This is a genomic window from Streptomyces glaucescens (assembly GCF_002154375.1).
GTDB lineage: Bacteria > Actinomycetota > Actinomycetes > Streptomycetales > Streptomycetaceae > Streptomyces > Streptomyces glaucescens.
Genome location: NZ_MUND01000793.1, coordinates 1 through 1,206 on the forward strand (window position 1 = coordinate 1; position 1,206 = coordinate 1,206).

Here is a 1,206-nt window from a genome sequence, read left to right on the forward strand (position 1 = left end):
CCGCGTCACCGGCCAGGAACAGCCGCCCGTACGCCATCGGCGCCACGACGTGGTTGTGCATGTCGAGCACCCGCTTCTCGATCAGCCGCCCCTCCGTCAGCGGCGGCGCGTCCGCCGCGCCGAGCCGCTGCCGCAGCTCGGCCCAGACGCGCTCGTGCGGCCAGTTCGCCGGGTCGTCGCCGGGCGGGCACTGGAGGTAGTAGCGGGTGACCTCGGGGCTGCGCGCCATGTGCCCGGCGAACCCGTTCGGATGGACGCCGAAGACCACGCAGTCGGAGGACGGCGGCGCCTCGGCGAGCAGCGCCAGCCAGCCGATGCCGTAGTCGTGCCGGGCGATCCGCGTCCGGCGCGGCGGCAGCGCGGTACGCGTCACTCCCCGCGCCCCGTCGCAGCCCGCGACGAAGTCGCAGCGGATCACCAGCCGTTCACCGCCGGCCGGGCAGCGATACGACACCGACGGGCGGTCCGTGTCCAGGTCGTGCAGCCGGACGTCGCGCACCCCGAACCGGATGTCGCCGCCCCGCACGTCCGCGTACTCGCGGACCAGGTCCGACACGAGCAACGGCTGCGGATAGACGAAGTGGTGATGCCCCGTCAGCTCGGTGTACGGCAGCCTGCGCCGCTCCCCGCCGAAACGGAACTCGCACTCGGTGTGCCGCTGCGCCCGCGCCAGCAGGTTCCCGGCCAGCCCGCGCCGCTCCAGCCCGCGCACGGCCCACTCCTCCAGCACACCGGCCCGGGGCCGCCGCTCGATGAACTCCCTGCTCTCCACCTCCAGCACCACACAGTCCACGGAAGCGGCCCGCAGGATGTTGCCGAGGGTGAGCCCGGCCGGCCCGGCACCGACGATGACGACCGGAAGCCGTTGCGGGACAGGGGAGTTCGCGTGGGTGAAGGCGGTGGACACCCGAGCATTATGGCGGCGCGCCGTCAGGCGGGGCAGGCCGGGGCGCAGGGCCGGCTCCCGCCTAGGGTCTGTCTGACAGTTCCCGTCTGCTCCGCGACGCCATGCACGCCCTAGGCCGTGTCCGCAAAGTCCCGTCTGCCCCGCGACGCCTGGCACGCACTCTCGCCGCGCCGGGCGAAGCCCCAAGTACATCCAGTACGAGGGACTCCGCCCGGCGCGCCGAGAGCACGCACCAGACGCCGCGGGGCCCGCCCTTCGGGCGGACGACGGGACTTTGCGGCTGCCCCTTATACACATCT

The 1,206-nt window shown here is 73.5% G+C and carries 1 protein-coding gene; it reads right to left on the reverse strand.

What is annotated here, in order from left to right:
- Positions 1–907 (reverse strand): FAD-dependent monooxygenase (locus tag CCN42_RS37365; RefSeq protein WP_086741725.1); only part of this gene is annotated, 907 nt, incomplete at its 3' end.
- Positions 908–1,206: the final 299 nt, after the last annotated feature.